Here is a 23,616-nt window from a genome sequence, read left to right on the forward strand (position 1 = left end):
TTATCCTATAGATAATCACTTCTAATAGAGCTATCCTATTATGACATGCTCCATCCACTACTTTCATTCTGTATTGTCCAAAGATTATAATAAAGTCCTTTTTTTGAAATCAACTGCTGATGGTCACCTTGTTCTACAACCCTTCCTTTGTCTAATACTATAATGTTATCAGCGTTACAAATAGTTTTAAGTCTATGAGCAATAACTATTACAGTTCTACCTTGAATAAGTTCATTTATTGCACTTTGTATATCCACTTCATTCTCCGGGTCTAGTGATGCAGTAGCTTCATCTAAGAGTACCACAGGTGCATCTTTTAATATAGCTCTAGCAATAGAAATACGTTGTTTTTCTCCACCTGAAAGTGTACACCCTCCTTCTCCTACTGGAGTATCATATCCTTGTGGAAGCTTCTTAATAAAGTCATGGCAACAAGCTCTCTTTGCTGCTTCTTCTACTTCTTTTTGAGTTGCTCCTTCTCTTCCAAATCTTATATTGTTACCAATAGTATCTTGAAAAAGATATACATCTTGAAAAACCATAGAAACCTTTTGAAGAAGAGCTTCTGGTTCAATCTCCTTCATATCTTCATTTCCTATTAACACTTTTCCTTTTTGTGGATCATAAAAGCGGGCTATTAATTTTAAAATAGTACTCTTCCCACTTCCAGAAGGTCCTACAAGAGCAGTTAATGCCCCTTCTTTCATATCTATAGAAACATCCTTAATGACCTCCTTCTCTCCATAAGCAAAAGTAACATCTTTAAATTGAATATTGTGTCTTTTAGGAGGAGTTTTTTCTCCTGGCAAAATAGGCTCATTTAATAATTCTACAATTCTTTCTCCTGCCTGCTCATCATAGCTAATTTCTGAAAAATTCCCAAGGGCTGTGGTCAAAGGGTCAAATACTCTTGTACCTACAATTAAAAAGGTAATAAAAGTTGTAACATTTAAATCACCGCCCAAAAGCAAATGAGTTCCTATCAATACCATTATTGTAAGTCCAGCTCTAATAAATCCTATGGCTGTCAATACTATAGGCTGTAAAAGTCCTTCGATTTTTATGCTTTCAACCATGAATCTTCTGAAAGCTTTTTCTAGACGAATAAATCTTTCCCCTGTCAAATTATATGCCTTTATGGTTCCTATTCCATTTAAATATTCTTGCAATCTATTGGCTGCATATGTTTTAGCCTCCATATGACCCTTACCTACTTTTCTTTGAAGCTTTAAAGTGAGCTTTATAATTAAAATTGCTATGGGTAAAGCTATAAACATTGCAATAGCCATACGCCAATCAATAAATAATAGCCCAATAAAAGCAATCATTGGCATCACTAATCCTCCAACCAGCTGTGGCATAAGATGAGATATACAATGCTCTATTAATGTAAAGTCTCCCATCATCATATTTCCAAGATCTCCTGGATCTCTAGTAGTCAAATATCCTAGAGGTAACTTTCTTATATGTTCAGCAAGATTAGCTCTCCCCTCTGCTGCTAGCATATAAGCTCCTTTATAGCTAAATCTATATGCAGGTATTTCTGCTAAAAACATTATTATCATAGATAAGAATAATACTCCACTAGTAATCCACAGCTCCTTTATATTCACAGGTATTCCCCGGGAAAAGGCATCAAAAATTATCTGCACCACTTTTATAGCTAAAGCAAAGGGTAAAATATTTACAAGATTTGATACTACAGCAAAAAATATTGGTTTTGATAATTTTTTTGGATTACCAGCAGTTATATTATAGAGCAATTTCATTATCCTTCACCCCTTTTCCCATTTTCCATTTTCCTGAATTAGTATAGACACCCCACATATTCTTATAAATACCATCAATGGATATTAATTTATCATGGGTACCCTTCTCCATAATCTTACCTTCTTTTAATACAATAATTTGATCTGCATCCTGTATAGATGAAAGTCTATGGGCAATGACTATTACTGTTTTGTTTTTAATCAGTTCTTTAAGGGCTAATTGCATATGATATTCATTTTCTGGATCTGCAAAAGCCGTTGCTTCATCTAAAACTAATATAGGAGAGTTTTTAAGTATAGCTCTAGCCACCGCCAATCTTTGCGCCTCACCACCAGAAAGATATATTCCTCCCTCTCCTATAAGGGTTTCATATCCATTTGGAAGTTTTTCAATGAATTCTTTACATTGAGCAGCCTTTGCCGCGGCGTATACTTCTTCCTTAGTTGCATCTGGTCTTCCTACCAAAATGTTTTCATAAATAGTATCATAAAATAAGAATGAATCTTGAAAAACAAAGGATACTATATTCATCAAATCCTCTATTTTTATATCTCTTATATCTACTCCTCCTATAGAAATTGAACCATTCAATACATCCCAAAATCTAGGAATAAGACTAGCTATTGTTGACTTTCCAGAACCTGAAGGGCCAACAAGGGCAGTTACCTTCCTTTGCTTTGCATTAAAGCTTATATTAGAAAGAGCATCCTTACGGGTGGCTGCATCTGCTGAATCATAAGAAAAATATACATTCTCAAATTTAACATCAAAATTTTGTGGCATTCTTGGAGTTTTTATCTCTGGTATTGGTCTTTCACTTAGAATATTGTCTATACGCTCAACTCCTTCAGATATATCTCCTATAGTAGAAGCAAAGTTTGTAAACTTAAACATAGGAGCAGATATGCCTGGTGCCATAATTAAAAAGAAAATTAAAGTTAATGCAAATGCCATATTCTCAGGTTCTCCGCTTAAAAGATACACCCCTACTGGCAAAATAAATGCCAAAAGTGAGCCTAACATTACTTTGAAAAAAATATAAACATTTTGAAATTGATTTGTATATTTAATACAATAATCTCTGTAATTTATCATGTCATCATAAAACTTTCTAAAGGAGTGTACTGTTTGTCCAAAAACTTTTATAATAGGTATTCCTCTTACATACTGTACTGTTGATGCATTTATTCTTTCTAAAGAATCATGGTAGAGTTTTAAATTTTCCTTGGCTTTTTCCCCCATCCTTATAGAAGCTTGCACATAAAAACCTAGTATAATAGGTATGATGCATGCTGCTGCTAAAAATGGATTTAAATAAACCATTGCCACTACCATAACTATTACTGTGGCTGAAACATTGATTAAATCAGGCAATTGATGAGCAATGAAATTTTCAATTTTTTCTACATTCTGCTCCATAATCTTTTTTACTACTCCAGTAGATGTTTTAGTGAAATACCCAAGTGGTAAATTGCCTATATGTTTTGAAAGCTTTATTCTTAAGCCATAGAGTATTCGATAAGCTGCTGTATGTGCCAGTAAACCAGATAAATACATAGTTATAATCCCAACTATTAATCCTATCAATGCAGTAATACCCCAATGTATCATGAAATTTCTATTAACCAAGGATGGGTTGGAAGCATTTTTTAGTAATTCTGCAAGTATAAAATATACTGATACATAAGGCACAAGCATAGAAATAGCGCTAATGGATGAAAATATTCCTGAAAGTAGCAGTAGACCACGCTTTTCTCCAGCAATCTTTAATAATCGTGGAATCCCTTTTTTATTATTCAATATTATTACCTCCTTTATTTTTAAAAACATTACATTTACTACATAATCCATAAAATATAATGTTATAGGTTTTTATTTTAAATTTATTTCCCTGCTCTATTGCATACTCTAATTCATCTAAGAAATCACTTTTAATTTCTATTATTCTTTTACAACTGGAACATATTAAATGGGGATGATATCCTTTTGAATCTAGAGAAACAATTTCATATTTAGTACAACCATCACCAAAATCAATTTCACATAAAAAATTCAGTTCTTTTAACAAAATCATAGTTCTATAAACTGTTGAAATACCTATTCTAGGCATGGCAACTTTAACAGCTTCATAGACATCCTTTACAGATAAATGTTTAAATTTATTTTTTATAATATTATTAAGTATTATCTCTCTTTGCTTAGTCAGCTTGTAACCTTCTTCTGTAAACTTGTTTTTTATATATTTCACTTCCTTTGATGATATGTTTTTCATATACCTATTCTCCTTTTATCTTTAGATATCATTTTAATATCTCTGTAGTAGAAACTCCTTTAGCCTCAAAATCAATCCCATTAAAAAATACAGCTGTATACAGCCCATCATATAGTGAATTTGAAGCAAAGATTAATTGATAATGATTATCTATATCAATTATTATAAGAGAAAACACTATGCTTTCTCTACTCATATAAGGATTTAAAAAGATGAAAAAAGGATTATTAACAAATAAAAAAATTGCTGTCATCATTTTTATTGATACAGCAATTTTTAAATATTTTGTTATCTATTGTTCAGCCACATTTTTTAAATATTCTTTTGGATTAACACCAAATTTTTTACGAAAAGCTAAAGCAAAATGGCTTGAATTGGCGTAACCTACATGGCTTGCCACCTCACTAACTTGCATATTTTTCTCGTCAAAAAGCAATCGAGCCCTTTCTAATCTCTTATCAATAACATAGGAATACACTGTGTCGCCAAAAATCTCTTTAAATCCGTTTTTTAATTTAAATTCATTAAGACATATCATCTTAGATAAAGAAGCTAAAGTTGGTGTGTTTACTATATCGTTGTCTAAAATTTCTCTAGCTTTATAAATACTTGTTATATCTTCATTAGAAAGTTTCACTGTATTATGTCTTTCTCGTTGATAAACCGCATCATTAAGATATACTGAAAGAAGTTCCAGTATTTTACCTTCCATATAAATATTTTTCAGCCCTTTCTTAAATGGACAGTTAATTATTTGTTGTAACACAAGATTTATAGGTGGTGTAATCCTATTTTTATAAAATATCTCATCATATTTACCCTTACAAAAAATATTCCATTCTTCTTCAATATTTTCCTTAATTTGTTCAAATTTTTTAGGATGAATTTTAATTTCTATAAAATTGAACTGATGTTTTGGTGGATAAACCCATCTTTTTATATTCTCTCTACTTTTAGTCTTAGATAAAAAACTCTCTCCACTTAGAAGCTCAAATTTATTTCTCTTTCCTTGAAATTCCCACTCTAGTCCCTCCCCAGTACAGAAAAACATATCAATATGTGGAGCTTTGGACATTCCTTCAATTTCCATATGTCTATGAAAAGTAGTGTTAAAATTTATAATTTGTATATCTTCACTAGAAACAATCTGTCTCAAATGCCCATTACCAATTTCTCTAGGAACTTCAAATTCATGTTCCATAGTTTCTAAATTATAAATTTTGCTAAACTCTTCGCAAACAGGACATCTTTGATCAATTAAATTTTTTATCTCATATTGCTTCATTTCTTTATTGATCATGTTTATCCCCCCTCTTTGTTTGCATATATTCTCTTAATATACATTTCAACTCATATTACTCTAATTTATTATTTTAACATATGCCTCATAAATTCCTGTGGTTTATGAATGATTATCCTTGGTGCTGAAAACCTCATTACTCTTCTTATTTTTTCTCTCATATCCTCTTTATAACAATGTATTGAGCATCTCTTACATGAATTTTTTTCTTCTCCGAACTTGCAATATGTTAGTTTTTTATGAGTATAATCTAACAATTCCTCACATTCATTGCAAAGCTTCTCTTTATATTTATGTTTTTTCTCACAATACAGTGTAATCATTAATTTAACTACTTTTTTCTCTTTTTCTATTTTCCTCATATGTTCACCTTTCAAAAGATTTATTTACTCTTCATTAATGGTTTTTATTTTAAACATAAAATAATAATATTTAAATATAACTAATATAAGTAAAAAAATCTTTACGTAGATATTTTCCAACATTATAAGTGGAAATGCTATCATAGTATCCGCAAATAGTAGTATTGATACCTTCTGCTTCATAGTCATAGATCTAGAATCCACATAGTTTTCTAAATGTCTTTTATATATCTTAGTTTCTTTAAACCATCTATCAAATTTCTCAGAACCTTTCACAAAACAAAAAGATGCCAGTAAAAGAAAAGGAGTGGTAGGTAATAGTGGTATAAATGCACCTATTGCTCCAAGAGCAAAGGAAAGTATTCCTATAATAATATAAAATATTTTTTTTATTCTATTCATAACTTCCCCTCTTCTAATTTAAGTAATAAACTTTACTTTCTAGTCTATATGTTTCTTTCATAAATATAAAGTAAATTTTTCACACTCTTCTAGTTTAATCCATAACTTCTTTTCTGTCATTATATCCAAATAACCAGTATTTATATTTCAAATTACTTAAATTAGTTGTTGAAGAGTTATAGTGATTACTATTATAGTATAGCTTAAGTGATACTGACTATCAATATCACTTAAGCCATTAACATTCTCTCTATTAATTAAAATAACCAATGTTATTTAAAATCCAATAATTCTTAAATTTATTATTTTTACATTAAATATTACTGTGATCTTAATCCTCATAGGAAAAGGACAAATAAATCAAAGATTTACCTGTCCTTTTTACACTACATTAATTTATCCGATGACTATCATCCGTAATACTCCCGATAACGGATGATACGTCCCTGGATAAGTTCTTCCCCTAAAGGATAAGGATTTCTAAGAAGGAAAGCTTCTAAGAACTCTCTTAATAACCTTCAGTTGGAGTAAGTATTCCTTTTAAGCAAACTCCATCTGAAGCTAAGAATCACTTGATATCTGTTCAATATTATTATAAACTTCTAATGAAACTTTGCCTATTATTTCTCTTCCTTCTTTATTTGTTTCTACATTCTTTGTCAACACACAGATTATATAGTCACTAAATGGATGATATATTATGCCTACATCATGCTCTAATTTATCTAAATCTCCTGTTTTGTGAGCTATAACAATATCCTCTGGTAAGTATAAGTTGATTCTTCCTCCTACCTGTTGCTTCTTTAATATATCCAATATCATTTCACTACATTCTTCATCTACAACTTTCCCACTATAAATTAGCTCTAGAATATGACACATATCCTTTGCAGTTGTTGTATTTTCTTTCCCCATTTTTACAGCTTCAGAATCCATCATCTTTCTTCTTAATTGAGTATTTTTTAAATTCAATTCCTTGGCCATAGCATTTGTTTTATCCATGCCTAGTAAATCTATTAATATATTGGTAGCAGTATTATCACTTAGTATGATCATAAGAGTTGCAATTTCTCTTATGGTAAAACTATTGCCCTCATTTAATTCTTTTAATATACCATCTCCACCACATTTATATTCATCCAATAAAGTTATTTTATCCTCCATGCTCATTAAGCCTCTACTAATGTCCTTCATTAATGCAGATATGATAAGTAGTTTAATTGTACTGGCTGAAGGAAAAATCTCTTCTTCATTTATCATAATATTAGAGTCTGTATTTAAATTTTTAATAACTACAGCTATATTTCCTTTATATTCTTTAAGCATATTATTGATTTTTTCTTTAAGATTCATAAGCTATCCTCCCCTTTAACCAAAGAATGATCTTATAAATATAAGTAAAACATTAAATACAACTACAGTTACACCAAGCTTAACCATATTTTTCAAATCCTTAGATCTAGCTAGACCCATTTGTCCTAACATATCTGCCTCTGGATAGGCAAAGGAAGTTATTTGAGAACCTATTAGTAAAATCATAGCCCAAAGTCCTGTAGATATTCCTAGACCTTCTACAAATCCTTTAAACATTTTATCCATTACTATAGATTGGGCTACAGCTGCTCCACCTATTCCAAATATTCCTGTTAATGTGGATACTAAGGAAAATACTACTTTATTTCCTGAGGCTAATAAGGGTTTTAATACATCAACTAAAGCTTCAAACGCTCCTGACTCTTCAATAAATGTTATAAATGGATTAAATAAAATAAACATTATAAACAACCACATCATACGTGACGCACCTTGAACTAATGTATCAAATAAATCATTCAAACTTAATTTAGCTGCAACTCCTGTAACGATGGCTGCTGTAAACATAACAACTACAGCATAAGAAGCTCCGCTCTTTACATAAATGCCATAAATAATTAAAAGTACTAAAGTAATTAAGAATGCATAAGTAGCTCTTTTCGCTTCAACACTTGCTACTTCATTAACATCAATATTTTCAACATGCTCATAGACATAAATACCCTTTGTATTCTTTTGAATTCTATTAGCCATAATATAAGTTACTATTAAACAAACAGCTGTTACCGGTAATCCAGCAGATATTAAATATTGCCCATAGCTTAATCCTGTTAATCCCATAATTGTTACTACTTGTGGTGAAAAAGGTCCTATAAATAACCCAGTAAGACCTGCTCCCATAAACACTGCCGCTAGTGCAGATGGAGTAATTCCTATGGCTGCTACTAATGGAATTATTATGGGGGCTATAATAGCGTTTGCTCCAGCCAGAGTCCCAAGTAATGCTGTTAAAACCATTGAAGTAATCATTGAAGATAAAACAGCTTTTTTCTCCGTATTAATTCCTATTTTCTTCATAACTGTTCTAACTATATTTTCCGCAACTCCAGTTTTTTTAAGGACTGCTCCTAACGCTGAACCAAGCATTATAATAAATCCCACTAATGATAAAAAGGATCCTAATGATTCTGCTATAACTGAACCCATACCTAATAGAGGTTTATTGGTTAAAATAGCTGTAATAATAACACACAAAAGTACATTTAGAATTGGATTAATATCTTTAAAAGCAAGAATTATATATAGTATTAATGGCAATAAGGCAAATAATGGTGAAATACCAAATAACATTTAAAAATCCCCCTCATATAATATTGCTTGTCACATTGGATATATAAAGGTATTTCTTATGAAGCTTTTAAAAAAGTAAGACTAATATACTATATTTTTAATCTAAATATTTTATTCCATTGATTTTTCTAACCCCAAGCCCTGGATCATCATTTAGAGTAATTCTATACTCATCAAAAGTTGCCCCTCCTTTTACAGGATCTTCACTACAAAGAACTGGACCATCTAAATCTATCTTTGTAATTATGCTTTTAGCTGCTGCTAAATGTACGGCTGCATTAACACTCACCTTTGCCTCCAGCATACATCCAATCATACATTCCACTCCATATATTTCTGCTATAGAACATATTTTTAGAGCATTGTGCAATCCTCCTGTTTTCATTAGTTTGATATTAATAAGATCCGCTGCCCTTTGTTGAAGAATAGTTAGAGCATCTTCCGGCGAAAATACACTTTCATCTGCAAGTACAGGTATGGATACATTATCTGTAACAAATTTTAATCCTTCTATATCCTGTGCTGCTACAGGTTGTTCAACAAATTCTACTTGAAGTCCTTCATCCTCCATTTTTCTTAGAACTTTAACAGCCTCTTTAGGTTTCCAACCTTGATTGGCATCTATCCTAAGTTTTACATCATATCCCACTGCTTTTCTTATGGCTTTCATTCTTTCTATATCCATTAAAGAATCCTTGCCAACCTTTATTTTTAGGGTTGTATATCCCATCTTTATAGCATTTAAACTATCCTTGGCCATCTCTTCAGGATCATTTACGCTTATAGTTATATCTGTAATTATTTCTTTTCTATATCCTCCTAATAATTTATAAAGAGGAGCATTATATAGTTGTCCATATAAGTCATACAGTGCTATATCTACTGCAGCTTTTGCACTGAAATTCTTTAATAGAGATTTATCTAGCTTCATCATTATTTCCTCAAAATTTTCTATATCCATACCAATTATATTCTTCTTTATATGTCCTTCAATAGCACCTATTATAGATCCTTTAGTATCTCCAGTAATAACCCCAGTAGGTGGAGCTTCTCCATACCCAATATTTCCTGTATCCGTATGAACTTCAACAATTATATCTTCCACACTGTTTACCGTTCTTAAAGCAGTTTTGAAAGGAGTTTTAAGTGGAACTGAGATTTCACCTATCCTAATATCTGTAATTTTCATATTTACACCCTCCGTTTAATTAAATTTTCTCATATTATAAAACAAAAAAGCCAGTAAAAGCATACTATTACTTGCTTTTACTGGCTTTTATTTACTCCGATATAAATTTTCATCCTAATTTTATATCCCATTAAATAAAACAGTAAATCTAAAAATATCTTAATTTTATTTCATTATATTTCTTTACTGCATCTTTATATGCTGCAATGATCGCCCTTTGAGAGGAGCCGTGGTACCTTCTTTTAACTCTCTCTTCGCAATTTGAGTCAAATTCAATAAGTTTTTTTCCAACAAATAGACTTCTAACAAATTCATCAGTTGTTCTTATAGTGGCGGAACAACTTAAATCTACTATAGTATCATTGTCCAATTCCACTACAAAACCTATAAAGAACGAATTGAATCTATTTGTAATCGCATTATCTGTATTAGTTTTAGAATTACCTACTACATATACCGTATTTTCCTCGTACATTAACACCACCTCAAGAAATATTATATGGTAATGTAATTTATTTGTCTAATATGAATTCTTTACCTAAATATAAATCTTCTAAATATGTCTTACCATTATCCTCTGAACCTATAGTTACAGGAGTGACCATAACTTGACGAGATTTATAGTATTTATAACTTCCATCCTTTTCTTTGTTATAAAATCCTGAAAAATCATGTATCATATAATGTTCTCCATTATATTTGCCAAGGTATAGCATAGCGTGTCCTGGCATGTACATCGCTGCTCCAGGATTCATATCATCAAATAGTTTTTGTCTTTGTTCAAGAGTCATCTCTTTTGGCATATCGTAGGATTTTCCTGGATCTTTTCTTCCTTGCTCCCCTGTATTTCTAGGCAGGTTTATTCCAACACTTCTATATATATCCATTATAAATGAGGAACAATCTCTTCCATTAAACATTCCACCCCAACCATATCTTTCTCCTAAAAATTTAAAGGCTTGATTTAATATAGTTTCCTTTGTATAAGGAAGGTAGCCAATATTTACATCCTCTGATCTAGGTATTAGAGCATATTTTAATACCATTTTTCCACTATCATCTCTTATGGGAAGCTTAACTACATAATTTCCTGTAGTATTTTGTCCATAAACTTCATCGCCAATTTCTTTTTGGCTAGCAAGAGGTATTCTTACTCCCATATCAAATTTAATTTCAGAAAGGTTGCTATCCAGTGGATTATAAACTGTAAATGCTCTTTTGCCTGTAGCCACTAGAAAATCCTTAGTATCTATATATTTAAATAGCTCATCCTTTGAAGTTATAGCAACATCCTCTGCAGGTATCCAAGCCAAATAGTTATACATTTGAGCAAAATACCATTTTTTATCTTTGCTTGTGTTTAAAATTACAATAGGTTCTAGGGGATATACAGCTGTTTCCATCAATCTATCAAACTCATAATCATCTCCTTCTTTAAATAGTAATTCATGAGTAGGATAGGTCTTCATCAATGTTCTTCTAACAGTAATCCCATATTTAACTTGATTCTCTTCTTTTAAACTCTCTAAATTTAAATTTTCATTCAACTTATTATAGTAAAATTCCGTTATTAATTTACCATCTTTATCATATCTAGGGCTAGAGGAAGGTGAACTTAAATCCTTTATAAGCTTTGTTAACTCTTCTTTATTAAATACTTCTTTATAATTTTTAAGATCTACAACCTCAGGTGTCTTTTTTTCTAATTCTTTATTATATTTTTCTATAGAAGCTTTATCCATAATGATTTTATCTTTATCTTTAGCATTCTTTATCCAAAAGTCTGCCTTCATCATGTCTTCAGTTACTTTAGGTACATTGCTTTTAAACTGAGTGTGATTTTCACCTGCTGCATAAACGCTTGTAGAAATAATAGTAGTAAAAAAAATAGCTAAAATACTTTTTAATTTAAATTTTTTCATATACTTCAATCCCCCTATGAATTTATAAATTTATAATATCGAAAGTATTTTTCCTACTAACATTCCTCCACCTGTACCGACTATATATCCCATAAGAGCCATTAAAACTCCAATAGGAACTAAAGCTTCACTGTAAGCACCTGCAAGTATAGGTGCAGAGGCTACACCCCCTATGTTTGCTAAACTAGCAACTCCGCAGGTAAATAAATCCAACTTAAATACCTTTGCAGATAGAATCATAATCAGCGCATGTATGCCAAGTATTACAAAGCCTGAGATAATGTATATAGGTGCTTTGGTTAATTCTGCAAAGTTTGCTCTAGATGCAATAAGGGCAACTATAGTATATAACATTAAGTTTGAAAGTTGAGAAGAACCTGGAATCTTTGCCACTGGTGTCATAGCAAATAGTATTCCTAAACCAGTAGCTATAAGGACTGTCCATGTTGTTCCCTGGAAGAATTCAGATTTTGGCATTAACCCTCCAAAGTATATAGATATAGCAGAAACAAACAAGCTTAAACCTAATAGTATTATTAAATCTGCAAATTCTATTTCTTTTCTCATAGATGCCTTATCTTCATTTAATTTTTCTCCTATTTCATCTATTAATTTCGTATTAGACTTTGTCCATTTATTAAACTTAGGAGCAAAGGATACCAACCATAATAATAACATTACCCAAATTGAATAGTTAATAGAATCCATAAGAAGTGTATATCCAAGTTTTGAATCAGGTACATTTAAAGCCCCCTGTACCGCTACCATATTTCCAGTACCACCTATCCAGCTTCCACACAAAGCGGCAAAGGCCTTCCAGGTATCTGGTTCATAAAATCCTTTAAATAAAACATAAGTAATTACAAATCCAATCATAATACTTATAGTTGCTGAGAAGAATCCTATTAACATTTTAGGCCCCAATTTTACAATTTTTCTAATATCACATCTTAAAAGCATTAAAAATATCATAGCAGGTAGCAAATTATCTTTTAATCCTTTATAAACTGCTGTTATCTCTTTGTTATTTTGCCAAACTCCAAAGGTAGAAAGTAACATAGCGCCAAAATATAAAAGAACAATTGCAGGAATATAGGTGAATATTTTTGTTTTGGATTTTTTCTCTGCCAGTACCAACATACTAGCAAAGAAGATTAGAAATGCAACATAGGTAAAACCCGTTGTGATCATGAAATTTCCCCCTTTATATTTATTTTATAGCCCTCCCTTATTAAACATGAATAAAGAAGTAGCATAAATGCTAATGACAATGATTATTTAGCTAATCAACTTAAGCCTCAAAATAAAAAGCCCAATAAATGATTATTATCACCTACTGGGCTTTGTTTACGCTAAAATGCTTTAGGCACCTAAATAAACAGAACAGTAACATTGAATATTCTTAATTTTCTATATATTACCATTATATAATATATGGTAATTAAATTCAATAGAAATTGTTTTTTTCTTCTGTATTATATTTAATAACTTTACATAAAATATGAAAAATAACTTTAGGGGTTGATATATTGTTATTTAATTTTATTATTGGCTTTCTTATCCCTTGGATATCAGGGATTATACTATATTTTAAAGAAAAAAAATTACTGCTTACCATAGCTCCACTTACTAGCTCAATAGCATATACAATTAACATATGGAGTTTCCAGAAGAACTATTGTTTTTTATATCCTTTTAATCTTGCTGGTGCATCAATTCCTTTTAATCTAGGATTTTATCCTATTATGGCTACTATACTTGTTTATTTAATTAAAAAACTCAATATAAATCCTTACGCATTGATATTGATCTTTTCTATTTTAACTACTTTAATCGAAGGTTTAGGTGTACTTGTAGATAAAGTTGCTTATTATAATGGTTGGACTATCTTTCATACATTTTTATTATATTTATTTGCTTATTTACTGGTATACATTTATTATTTAAAACTTCGAAAAATAAGACTCCTTACTTAAAATACACTCTCTTTTAAAAATTTATAGAAAATCTATACTATACATTCAAATCTCTATTTTTATAAAATATATAGGTTGCACTTAATAGGATTCCAATAATAACTATTGATAAAACTACAAAAACATATTCAAATCCGCCACCATACATTAGTTTTTTAGCCTCATAATATTTAAATGGAGTTATATATTTTAAGTTTTCAAATTTGCTATTTATGTCACTTAATATAGATAATATAAATGTAGATAAAAGTATTCCTGTGGATATAGAAGTAGCAGTCTTTGGATTCTTACTTATAGCTGCTATAGCCGTACCTATAACCAAAAATATCAACTGTAAAATAAACATAGCAATCATTAATATTATAATATCCTGATTTATAGCCTCTCCTCTTCCATAATGTCCTACAGTGGAAATGGATGTAACTAAAGTGATAATATTAAAAATAGCTATATTAGAAAGTGCTGCTAATAATTTTGATGTAATAATTCTATTTCTTGATATGGGTTTTACCATCAAAAACTCTGCTGTCTTATCTCCCTCTTCTTTTGAAATAATATTTGCCCCTAACATGGCAGCGTGAATAGTTGCCATTATAGCTAAATATAGAAAAAGTACTCCATAATATCCACTAGCTTTTGATAGATCTAAGGTTCCTACACCAATTACAGCCTGCAAGGATTTAGGCATTTTTAATACTATATCATTTATAGATTGACCTGATGCTCCCAATGCAGAATATTTACTCATTCCAGCTACCACCATTAATATTACACCAATACACCATATTATAAGTGATTTTCTATAAGCCTTCATTTCTCTCATAAAAATATTCATAAATAAATCTCCTTTTACATCGAAATTTTAAATTTTACAATTCTTACACTCCATGAATGTCTTTTTTTGAATATATTAGGTAACTGGCAAAAATTGAAACAACAATGAAAATTATTTCTATAATAATAAAGGAAGTTTCATAGGAAGAATTTTTAATGATATATGATGTATCATAATATTTAAATGGAGCTATATATCGTAATACTTCATCATCAATAATAGAGCTAAACATATTTATTATAAAAAAACCAAATACCGTTCCTAGTGAAATTGGAAGTACAGATTTAATTTTAGTAGCTAATACAGAAACAAGAATGCCTAATAACAGAAAGATAAGTTGAACAAAAAACATTGTAATTGAAATCATAAAAAATATTTTATAATCAAATTCTTGGTTTTTCACGGCTGATGCCATTAAACTTGCTGCAACTAAATAAACTATATTAGTTATTATCAAAGAGGTTAATGCCGCTAAAAGTTTAGAGGTAACGATCTGTGCACGGGTTACAGGCTTTGTCAAAAGAAAATCTGCTGTTTTTTCACGGACTTCTTTTGATAAAATTGAAGTTCCTAAGTTCATAGCTTGAATTGAACCACAGAGTAATATATACAAAAACACATAAGAATAAAATCCTAAAAAGGTAGAAATGTTATCCAGAGAAATCCCAATAGCTTTTCTCACCACTTCTGGAAATCCTTCAAGTATGTTTTTAAATTCTGTAATATCCTTCGTAAAAGCTGGAAACACTGATAAAAATACAATAATCAATGCGACTAAAGAACATGACCAAATGATTGTTGACTTTCTATAAGCTTTTAACTCATACAAAAATACATTCATAAACTTTAGTCCTCCTTATTTTCATAATAATGCATAAAAATCTCTTCAAGATTTGGTTCTTCTATCCAAAGATTAGATATTTCTATTGATGATATTTTTTTCATAATTAAATTTATATCTCCTCTAAATAAGAAACTCACAATATTATCTTCTATTTCTAAATTATTCACACCTTTAACATCAAAATAATCTTTTTTAACAACATCTTTAGTTTCAATCTTAAATTTCTTATAATTATCTTCTTTTAATGTAGAAATCTTTTCAACTTTAATTATTTTTCCCTCTTTAATAATGGCAACTTTATCGCATAATTTCTGGACTTCACTTAAAATATGAGAAGAAAATAGGATTGTAGCACCTTTTTTGTTCTCTTCTTTTAATAAATCAAAGAATTTTTGCTGCATGAGAGGGTCTAATCCACTGGTAGGTTCATCAAGTATAATTAACTTTGGTTCATGAAGTAATCCTTGAACTATTCCTACCTTCTTTTTATTACCGAAGGACAGGTCATCAATTTTTTTATTAAGATCAAGATCCATTATTTCAGCTAACTCTTTTATTCTTTTGCTGCAATCCTTTTTATAAAAGCTAGCTGAATATTTTAGAAGATCAATTACCCTCATATTGTCATAATAAAATACTTCTGATGGTAAATAACCTATCTCTTTTTTAATCTCTGGAGCAAACTTTATAGAATCTTTTCCAAAAATTTTAGCGCTTCCGCTAGTTGGATATATTAGTGATAATAATGTTCTAATTGTTGTTGACTTTCCTGCACCATTAGGGCCAATGAATCCAAAAATCTCCCCCTCTTCAACATTAAAACTTACATTTTCAATCCCTCTTGATTTTCCGTAGTTTTTAGTTAAATTTTTAATCTCAATAACATTCATTTCATGGCCTCCCCATATTATTTATAAAAATTATTTTTAAATATCTCTATATACTCATCTGCTTCAGCAAAAGCTTTATCGTAGTCAATTTCCTTTGAAGTTAATTTTGCTCTCTCCATTACCTGTTCACTAAACTTCTGTAAGGACCAAATTATAATATTTATAGCCTTTTTTACATCAATATCGTCTTTGAACTTAGAAATATCAATTCCTTCAAATATCTTATTACGTGCACTCTTAGTAAATTTAATATTTGTACTTTCTAATTCATTTTTAACATTAAGTGAATCTTCCATGTATGCTACTTCAAGAAATTTAAACATTTCAGGATGCCTATTCATCAATTCAAATTTAATAGATAAAATTTGGCGTAACCTAACGAATAAATCCCTTTCATCTAAATTAATTTTTCCATAAAATTCGTTTATATTAAGTTCAACACAATAATCATATAAAAATAGAAATAGCTGTTTCTTATTTTTAAAGTAATGAAATAATATTCCCTTTGATATATCCGCTTCTTTAACAATCTCATTGGTAGATGCATTTTCAAAACCCTTCTGTGCAAACTCCTTCATTGCCGCATTTAAAATACGCTCTTGCTTCTCTTTACTTAGATTTAAAAATTTTGAAAACATATTCTTATCCCTCTTTCTAGTAATTAATAACGTAATAAAATTGACCACTATAGTCAATTTTATTTTAACACCTTTTGACTATAGTGGTCAATATATTTTATATCTCTATTTTAAATTTACAAAACTTTTTTCATGCTCTAAAAGCCATTGTTTTACCCCTAATCCACCAGCGTATCCTGTTAAGCTTCCATTAGTTCCAATCACTCTATGGCAAGGTACTATAACCCATATTATATTTCTACCATTAGCATTTCCTACTGCTCTTACAGCTTTTTCATTCCCTATTTTTATAGCTAATTCTTTATAAGATAAAGTTCTTCCATAGGGAATTTTCATCAGTTCACTCCATATCTGCTTTTGAAAATCAGTTCCTTCTAGTGAGATTTTAAGGTCAAATTCTTTTCTATTTCCATTAAAATATTCATCTAATTGGATAATAGTATTTTCTAGAATTAAATTACTTTCACTCCTTGGTTTTTCTTTATCTATAACCATAACTGAGAGTAATTTATCTTCAGAACAAATTATTTCTAATATACCTATGGGTGAATGATAGTATCCATAATACTTTTTAATCATGTAATCACTCCCAAATATAATTTAAATTCTATATTTCATAATACCACCATATTATTAATCTCTTTTTACTAATCTTTTTTAGCGTATTTTTATTTTTCTACAAAATTGCTTTTAGTGCTCGCTTATGAATTTATCAACTTGGGCATGCCACTGATCTGGTTCAAGTGTACCAGGAACAGTATCCTCTCCAAATAAGAGATCAACTATATATCGTGGTTTTTTTCCTCCTATATACATTGACTTAGAACAAGATACACAATAAACAACTACATCTTCAACGGGCATTTCAGAAGCACGTTTTTTCATCTGTTCCTTAACTTGCTCCACAGGTAAAACTCCATAGTAGTTATCTCCACAACATTTACCTTTTGTCCTTGTGTTTTTAGGCTCTACTAAATTTATGTTCATTTTTTTTAATAAGTCTCTTATTGCATTATGTACTCTTTCTTCATTACGAGTAGGACAAGCATCATTAATAGTCATCTCTTTTCCCTTATAATCCGGGAAAGGAAATGTATTACTATTAGCTAATACCTCCCAAAGTGAAATAGTAGAAACTGAATCATACAACTCCCTATAACGTCTGTCGCAACCGGGACATGTGTTAATTACTTGTGCTTCACCCTCTAAATTAGGTTCATGTCTACAGCAAGTTAAATGCTCATCTATATTTCCCAAATCCTTATTCAAAAATTCAAGAATCTTTCTTCCAAGCTCCGGCTTATAGATCATTAGTGCGCACCCTGGTGCAAATACTTTTTTCATTATAATATCCCCCTTATTTATTAATTAAATTATTACAAAAATAAATAAATTATTTCATATCTACCCTATTTACACTATTGCCTCTTCTATATTCTTTTGGTGTATAACCGACCTGTTCTTTAAAACATTTATAGAAATTAGATAAACTTTTAAATCCAACTTCATAGGCAACTGCAACAATGTCTAAATTAGTTTGTACTAATAATTCCTTGGATCTTTTTACTCGTGCCTGCATTATATATTCACTTGGCGTTAAACCATAATAATGCCTAAATAATCTGGTTAAATGACTGTCACTCATACCCACTTCTTGTGAGATGTCTTTAAAGCTAATTTCTCTTTTATAATCATGATCCAAAATTTCTTTTACCTTTTGAATTAGCATCTTATTAGGTTCATAAATATGGTCATTGATATCAGGCCTACACATTTTACATGGTCTAAAACCTGCATCAATTGCATCCCCCGAACTATTAAAAAACAAGATATTCTTTTTTAGTGGTGGCTTAGCTCTACAGGATGGTCTGCAGAAAATACCTGTTGTTTTCACAGCATAATAAAATAAACCATCATACTGCCTGTTACAATTTATAATAGCATTCCATTTCTCTTCATTAACGATTTCATTATTTTTTTTCATGCTTTAAGCCTCCATGGAATAATATCTTAATAACTATAATACACTTATAATTTTAAAACTTCTTCCTGTATTTTGCTAACCTTTTTTATGCTATATTTTTAAAGTTTGTCATATAATCATTATACTATATAAGCTTAAATAATAAAAAAACAAAGGTAACTGCAACTTGTTTTGCAGTTATCTTTGTTTTTATAATACAAGGGTTATTTAAATAGTATAATGTTATCTTTTAATATTACACATGTCCCTTCATAACTATTTATGTTTCCATTTTTAATATCTCTTATCTTAACAAAATTCTTGTAATTATCTCCATTATCATCTTCTGTCCAAAAACTCGTTATAAAATAGTCCTCAATTATTCCTTCAAAATCTTCTTTTAATTCACCATATTCAAAAGTAAAATCTTCATCAAAAATTTCTTTTATCTGTTTTATCTTATTCTCTATAATTCTTATTTCATATATTCTTCTATTCTCTATATCATACCAAATAAAATTTGTTGAATATGAAAACTTACTGTCATTCATTTGTATGGATTTTAATAACTTTTTCTCTAATGTTTTTTTATTAACTGAATATATATGTTGTATTTTGCTCTCAAAATCCTTTACTCTATAATAAATACTTTCATCATCCATGCCAAAATATCTTATCCATGCAGTAAGTTCTGTATTATGAATCTGATTAAAAGGAATTAGTTTACATCCACTTTTTACAAATTGGATAAATCTCTGTAAAGAAATAATATTAATACTTTCTCTATAGCCATTTCTATAAAAGTTCTCTTTTTTAATTCCTTCCCAAAACATTTCTTCTAGTTCCCAATCTTCCATATATGCTTCTTCAAAAGCAATATGTCTACTGTCATCAATGTCATAGGGAATAAAATAATCTCTGATTCCTAGAACAACTCTTTTATCCTTTACTTCATATTCTTTTTTATCTTTTAAATTACATAAAATAGCATAATCATACTCTCCATGGATATCTTTTTGTACATCAGAATGTTCCTCATCAATTTCAAAATCATTTCCCATAAAAAGTACATATCTTTCACTTAAAAAAATAGTACTTGCCTCCTTTTTTATGGAATAAAGTTTATCTATTGACTCATCTATAAGACTAACTGCATATATAGATGTTTTAGTACAGTCTTCTTGTACTTCGTATGAATTAGTATATATATAATTTTTATAGATACCTTCTTCAAATTCTTTATTTCCAAAAATAAATTCACTATTCTCAAATGAAATTATTTTATTCATTTCAAACTCAAATTCTCTTAAATCAACTAAGTTCACGTAAAAACACCTACTTATTAATAAAGTTTGCCCTATTCTACATATTTCATTAACTCTTCAAAGATCAACCTTACTCCCTTACCCCAATTCTTATCTTCAGCATATTTTCTGCCTATCCATAAAAAAGGGTCTTTATCCTCTGGTCTATTTTCAGATAAATTAATTACAGTTCTAGAAGCTATCCTAGTGGCATCATTTATATCTGTATTGTATTCTATCCAACTATAATATACATTAAATGGATTATTGGCTATTTTATAAGCATCCTTATGGCTTTTAGGTACAAAACTTTGTTCTTGTCCTGTTATGGAAAAAAGCACAATAGGATTTAAATTGAACTCTTTTGCTACATAAAATATAGTAGAGAAATATGGTTCTTCAGCTAAAAGAGAATTCCGTTTATTTAAAAAATCTATTAATTTTTCTTTGTTTATTTCTTCATATCTCATATATTTAGGAAGATGCAAATTGGGATACTCCGTTGAAATCTCTTCCTTTTTATCTGATTTAACAACATAATTTTCTATTTTCTCTTGCTCCACGCTTCTATTAAAATAAGAACCTCTGATTACATTGTACAAAGGTATAATAAAAATAGCCGTAATGGCTATACATGCAACTTTTTTTAAGTTTTTTGAATGAGACAAATTATTAGATAAAGTCTTTTTCCATTCCCTATTTTGAGGATTTTCCAATTTTTCAATACTGTCATCGGCATTGCTTTCAGCTTTAAACTCTTCAATACTATCATCGATATCGCTCTCATCTTTAATTTCTTCAATACTGCCATCCATATTGCTCTCATCTTTAAATTCTTCAATACCGTCATCAATATTACTCTCATCTTTAAAATGCAATTCTTCATTTGTGGAAGTACTTAAATCTATATCTTTAAATCCTATTGATCCTAAATACTTATGTACATCCTCCGTTGAAATTTCAATTTTTGCATTTAAATTAATCCAGTCTATTAATTCTTCTGCATAGTTTTTCACTATGTCTTCCTCTGTTGTATAAGCTTCAAAAATATCACAGAAGGTAATGGACATTTTATCCTTACCTAAGGTATTTTTTATTATATTGTTTTTAACAGAGGACTTTAAGTGCTCTGGTAATCCTTCTAATTCCTTATATATGATTTTATTAATAGCATGTGAAAGTATTATTGAATTTTCTTTTGCAACATTTTCAGGGTATTTTTTCTGTATATAACTCTTAATATTTACAATATCATCTTTATCTAAAACCTTTATTTTATCTAATTCACTTAAAACACTCTTCATAAATTTCAGTACCTACATTTTTATAATATTGATTATTTATCGTTTATACTATAAAAATCTTTACAACACATGGAAAGTCTAATACCTCTAGTGTAATAAAGAATTTTAAATAATCCTGATCTATGTAAAATTTTAATGCACACTTGTATTACTGCTTTATAAGCAAAGCTTAAATCTATTAAAAAGGAAAATTGAAGAAATTCATCAATTTTCCTTTTGTTATTTACTCATGCACTATTAATTCAAATACATCCGGTCTTGAATAGTGACCTGTTACATCAAAATCTAGTCTACTTTGAACTATTAAGTCTAAATCCAATTCACCTATTAATATTTCTTCTTTATTATAAACTGGTTCTACCACATATCTTCCTAAAGGATCTATTATACAACTGCCTCCTGGACACATTATTTCAGGTTGTTTTTCCAATTCATGATAATAATTTAAATCCTTTGGATACATGCTTTTTTCTACATATTGATTACAAGAAATAACGAAACATCTACCTTCTAAAGCAATATGTTTTATAGTATTCTGATATATTTCTCTTGAATCGGCAGTAGGTGCTATATATATTTTTACGCCTTTAGCATACATTGCTGCACGAGCTAGTGGCATGTAGTTTTCCCAACAAATTAAAGAACCCATCTTTCCATATGGTGTATCTACTGCAGTGAGAGTACTTCCATCTCCTTCTCCCCAAATTAATCTTTCAGAGCCTGTTGGTTTTAATTTTCTATGCTTTCCTAAATACTCTCCATTGGGTCCAAAGAAAAGAACTGTACAATATAGTGTAGTATTAATTTCATCTGCATCTCTTTCAGTAATTCCTATTGATAAATAAACTCCATATTCGTGAGCTGCCTCGCCTAAAGCTTCTGTGACATCACTTGGAACAGCAACAGAATTTTCATAATATCTTTGCCAATCTTTTCTTCCTTCCATTGTGCGACTTCCTACGACAAATCCAAAACTAAGTCCTCTTGGATAAGCAGGTATAAAAGCTTCTGGAAATACAACTATTTTTGCCCCCTTATCAGCTGCTTCTTTAATTAATGATATAGTTTTCTTTAAAGTTGCATCTTTATCCATAATTATAGGGGATGCTTGGACTACTGCAACCTTTACTGTTTTTGCATTTTCCTTCAATGGTCACCCTCCTTGTATAAATAATTTGAATTAAACCTTTGTAAAACTCTTCAACGAAGACTTTGTTATGTTTTGTCTATATTTTTTCATATCTGATAATAGTACCATACTAATAATTTTTAAAAATTTTCTAAATAGTTCTACTTTTATAACTAAAGTATATTACAATAAAATTTAAATATCAAATCTGCTTGAAATAAATAATTAGAATCGTACTTTTTCCTATTTATTAAAAAACTTTCTAACTCTGTGATATACTTACTCTAAAAATTATTATACATAAAAATGGTATTATTTCTTACTTTAAATCCATGCTTTTTATAGAATTGTTCAGCAGGGAAATCCTTTTCTGTAAGCAGTGCAATGCAGTAAATATTTTTAGAAATTAAATATTCTTTGATATAATTCATTAGTCTAGAACCAATACCACTACATTGCAAATCAGAGTCTATAAAATATTCATCAATATAGTATTCCTCACCTTCATACCAACTTCTTGTATGTCCAAAACATGCACCAAGGATTTTATTATTTTCTTCAATAACAAAGCCAATAAATACAGGATTATCTACAAATTCTTTAAGATACTTTTGCACTTGATTTACGGATTCCCATTTATCAAACCAAGGTTCACCATTAAAAACTTTTAGCATTAACTCTGAACATTTTTTAAGGTCAGATGTTTTCATTATTCTTGCTCGTAAGTTTAAATTCATATGATCTCACTTCCTATTATATAATAATCTCACTTGTTATATTAATAATCTTAATTAATCTAATTATATTTATTGTAACATTTACGGTCAATACAATTATAGGAATATAGTCCTT

The 23,616-nt window shown here is 29.6% G+C and carries 25 protein-coding genes; all 25 read right to left on the reverse strand.

Features of this window, described 5'->3' with window-relative positions; translation table 11 throughout:
* Positions 1-38 precede the first annotated feature (38 nt).
* The 25 genes from KQI86_RS02630 to KQI86_RS02750 all read right to left on the reverse strand — a co-directional run bounded on the left by KQI86_RS02630 (position 39) and on the right by KQI86_RS02750 (position 23,501).
* Positions 39-1,769 (reverse strand): ABC transporter ATP-binding protein, encoded by a 1,731-nt coding sequence (locus KQI86_RS02630; protein WP_216437604.1) that lies wholly within the window; start codon positions 1,767-1,769, stop codon positions 39-41.
* Positions 1,753-3,573, reverse strand: coding sequence for an ABC transporter ATP-binding protein (locus KQI86_RS02635; RefSeq protein ID WP_216438291.1), 1,821 nt, complete (start codon positions 3,571-3,573; stop codon positions 1,753-1,755). The genes KQI86_RS02630 and KQI86_RS02635 overlap by 17 nt, the downstream gene beginning before the upstream one ends.
* Positions 3,563-4,042, reverse strand: coding sequence for a Fur family transcriptional regulator (locus KQI86_RS02640; RefSeq protein ID WP_216437605.1), 480 nt, complete (start codon positions 4,040-4,042; stop codon positions 3,563-3,565). The genes KQI86_RS02635 and KQI86_RS02640 overlap by 11 nt, the downstream gene beginning before the upstream one ends.
* Positions 4,043-4,070: 28 nt before the next feature.
* Complete coding sequence (locus KQI86_RS02645; protein WP_216437606.1) at positions 4,071-4,298, reverse strand: hypothetical protein; 228 nt, start codon at positions 4,296-4,298, stop codon at positions 4,071-4,073.
* 36 nt (positions 4,299-4,334) lie between these two features.
* Complete coding sequence (locus tag KQI86_RS02650; protein ID WP_216437607.1) at positions 4,335-5,342, reverse strand: helix-turn-helix domain-containing protein; 1,008 nt, start codon at positions 5,340-5,342, stop codon at positions 4,335-4,337.
* Between the two features lie 68 nt (positions 5,343-5,410).
* On the reverse strand, positions 5,411-5,704 hold the full coding sequence (locus KQI86_RS02655) for a nitrous oxide-stimulated promoter family protein (RefSeq protein ID WP_216437608.1): 294 nt from the start codon (positions 5,702-5,704) through the stop codon (positions 5,411-5,413).
* A 24-nt stretch (positions 5,705-5,728) separates the two neighbouring features.
* A complete protein-coding gene (locus KQI86_RS02660; RefSeq protein ID WP_216437609.1) occupies positions 5,729-6,106 on the reverse strand; it encodes a YbaN family protein in 378 nt (125 codons plus the stop codon).
* A gap of 561 nt (positions 6,107-6,667) precedes the next feature.
* Entirely contained in the window at positions 6,668-7,459 is a 792-nt protein-coding gene (locus tag KQI86_RS02665) for a serine hydrolase (protein WP_216437610.1), read from the reverse strand.
* A gap of 15 nt (positions 7,460-7,474) precedes the next feature.
* On the reverse strand, positions 7,475-8,770 hold the full coding sequence (locus tag KQI86_RS02670) for a GntT/GntP/DsdX family permease (protein ID WP_216437611.1): 1,296 nt from the start codon (positions 8,768-8,770) through the stop codon (positions 7,475-7,477).
* Positions 8,771-8,867: 97 nt separating this feature from the next.
* Positions 8,868-9,959: a dipeptide epimerase gene (locus tag KQI86_RS02675; RefSeq protein ID WP_216437612.1), complete on the reverse strand. Its 1,092-nt coding sequence runs from the start codon at positions 9,957-9,959 to the stop codon at positions 8,868-8,870.
* A gap of 148 nt (positions 9,960-10,107) precedes the next feature.
* Positions 10,108-10,434 carry a DUF3870 domain-containing protein gene (locus tag KQI86_RS02680; RefSeq protein ID WP_216437613.1) on the reverse strand — a complete coding sequence of 109 codons (327 nt, stop codon included), beginning with the start codon at positions 10,432-10,434 and terminating at the stop codon, positions 10,108-10,110.
* Positions 10,435-10,471: 37 nt separating this feature from the next.
* Positions 10,472-11,881 carry an SH3 domain-containing protein gene (locus KQI86_RS02685; RefSeq protein ID WP_216437614.1) on the reverse strand — a complete coding sequence of 470 codons (1,410 nt, stop codon included), beginning with the start codon at positions 11,879-11,881 and terminating at the stop codon, positions 10,472-10,474.
* Between the two features lie 30 nt (positions 11,882-11,911).
* Positions 11,912-13,072: a DUF819 family protein gene (locus KQI86_RS02690; RefSeq protein WP_216437615.1), complete on the reverse strand. Its 1,161-nt coding sequence runs from the start codon at positions 13,070-13,072 to the stop codon at positions 11,912-11,914.
* 256 nt (positions 13,073-13,328) lie between these two features.
* The gene (locus KQI86_RS02695; RefSeq protein WP_216437616.1) at positions 13,329-13,538 is read right to left on the reverse strand and encodes a hypothetical protein; all 210 of its coding nucleotides are present in this window, start codon (positions 13,536-13,538) and stop codon (positions 13,329-13,331) included.
* A 356-nt stretch (positions 13,539-13,894) separates the two neighbouring features.
* A complete protein-coding gene (locus tag KQI86_RS02700) occupies positions 13,895-14,692 on the reverse strand; it encodes an ABC transporter permease subunit (RefSeq protein ID WP_216437617.1) in 798 nt (265 codons plus the stop codon).
* 43 nt (positions 14,693-14,735) lie between these two features.
* Positions 14,736-15,533, reverse strand: a complete 798-nt coding sequence (locus tag KQI86_RS02705) for an ABC transporter permease subunit (RefSeq protein ID WP_216437618.1) — start codon at positions 15,531-15,533, stop codon at positions 14,736-14,738.
* Between the two features lie 5 nt (positions 15,534-15,538).
* Positions 15,539-16,426, reverse strand: a complete 888-nt coding sequence (locus KQI86_RS02710) for an ABC transporter ATP-binding protein (protein ID WP_216437619.1) — start codon at positions 16,424-16,426, stop codon at positions 15,539-15,541.
* Positions 16,427-16,443: 17 nt separating this feature from the next.
* Complete coding sequence (locus tag KQI86_RS02715; RefSeq protein WP_216437620.1) at positions 16,444-17,064, reverse strand: TetR/AcrR family transcriptional regulator; 621 nt, start codon at positions 17,062-17,064, stop codon at positions 16,444-16,446.
* A gap of 105 nt (positions 17,065-17,169) precedes the next feature.
* Positions 17,170-17,643 carry a methylated-DNA--[protein]-cysteine S-methyltransferase gene (locus KQI86_RS02720; RefSeq protein WP_216437621.1) on the reverse strand — a complete coding sequence of 158 codons (474 nt, stop codon included), beginning with the start codon at positions 17,641-17,643 and terminating at the stop codon, positions 17,170-17,172.
* Positions 17,644-17,754: 111 nt separating this feature from the next.
* Complete coding sequence (locus KQI86_RS02725; RefSeq protein ID WP_216437622.1) at positions 17,755-18,408, reverse strand: (Fe-S)-binding protein; 654 nt, start codon at positions 18,406-18,408, stop codon at positions 17,755-17,757.
* A 49-nt stretch (positions 18,409-18,457) separates the two neighbouring features.
* Positions 18,458-19,048 carry a bifunctional transcriptional activator/DNA repair enzyme AdaA gene (locus KQI86_RS02730; protein ID WP_216437623.1) on the reverse strand — a complete coding sequence of 197 codons (591 nt, stop codon included), beginning with the start codon at positions 19,046-19,048 and terminating at the stop codon, positions 18,458-18,460.
* A gap of 203 nt (positions 19,049-19,251) precedes the next feature.
* Positions 19,252-20,352 carry a hypothetical protein gene (locus tag KQI86_RS02735; protein WP_216437624.1) on the reverse strand — a complete coding sequence of 367 codons (1,101 nt, stop codon included), beginning with the start codon at positions 20,350-20,352 and terminating at the stop codon, positions 19,252-19,254.
* Positions 20,353-20,384: 32 nt separating this feature from the next.
* On the reverse strand, positions 20,385-21,635 hold the full coding sequence (locus tag KQI86_RS02740) for a hypothetical protein (RefSeq protein ID WP_216437625.1): 1,251 nt from the start codon (positions 21,633-21,635) through the stop codon (positions 20,385-20,387).
* A 223-nt stretch (positions 21,636-21,858) separates the two neighbouring features.
* Entirely contained in the window at positions 21,859-22,785 is a 927-nt protein-coding gene (locus KQI86_RS02745; RefSeq protein ID WP_216437626.1) for a carbon-nitrogen hydrolase family protein, read from the reverse strand.
* A 263-nt stretch (positions 22,786-23,048) separates the two neighbouring features.
* On the reverse strand, positions 23,049-23,501 hold the full coding sequence (locus KQI86_RS02750; protein WP_216437627.1) for a GNAT family N-acetyltransferase: 453 nt from the start codon (positions 23,499-23,501) through the stop codon (positions 23,049-23,051).
* Between the last annotated feature and the right edge of the window lie 115 nt (positions 23,502-23,616).

Source organism: Clostridium mobile, assembly GCF_018918285.1.
Taxonomy (GTDB): domain Bacteria; phylum Bacillota; class Clostridia; order Clostridiales; family Clostridiaceae; genus Clostridium_AW; species Clostridium_AW mobile.